The sequence below is a fragment of the Bradyrhizobium sp. SUTN9-2 genome, from assembly GCF_003122645.1.
In the GTDB taxonomy this organism is placed as follows: Bacteria; Pseudomonadota; Alphaproteobacteria; order Rhizobiales; family Xanthobacteraceae; genus Bradyrhizobium; species Bradyrhizobium yuanmingense.
This window is the reverse complement of the sequence record NZ_LAXE01000001.1, coordinates 373,598-374,103: the sequence shown is the minus strand read 5'-3', so window position 1 is coordinate 374,103 and position 506 is coordinate 373,598. Positions and strand designations below refer to the sequence as shown.

General features: G+C 68.6%; 1 protein-coding gene. It reads left to right on the top strand.

Going from position 1 to position 506, the window contains the following annotated elements; genetic code table 11:
- Nucleotides 1-506: methyl-accepting chemotaxis protein (locus XF30_RS39055; protein WP_244608858.1), on the top strand; the 506-nt coding region annotated here is incomplete at both ends.

The following is a 506-nucleotide window of genomic DNA, read 5'->3' as shown; positions in this document are numbered from 1 at the left end:
GCCTCCTCCAACATGCAGTCGGTCGCGACCGCGACCGAAGAGCTCTCGGCTTCGGTCGAGGAGATCGGCCGCCAGGTGCGCGATTCCAGCCGCATCGCAGAGGCTGCCGTCATGCAGGCCAAGGAGACCGACGGCCGCATCGGCAAGCTGTCGCACGCGGCACAGCAGATCGGCGAGGTGGTCAAGCTGATCACCGCCATCGCCGAGCAGACCAATCTGCTCGCGCTCAACGCCACCATCGAGGCCGCCCGCGCCGGTGAAGCCGGCCGCGGCTTCGCCGTGGTTGCGAGCGAGGTGAAATCGCTGGCAAGCCAGACCGCGAAGGCGACCGACGAGATCTCCTCGCACATCACGGGCATGCAGGGCGCCACCGCCGAATCGGTCGCCGCGATCAAGGAGATCGGCGCGACGATCGGCCAGATCTCGTCGATCTCGACCTCGATCGCGAGCGCGGTGGAGCAGCAGGGCGCCGCCACCCAGGAGATCGCCCGCAGCGTCCAGACCGT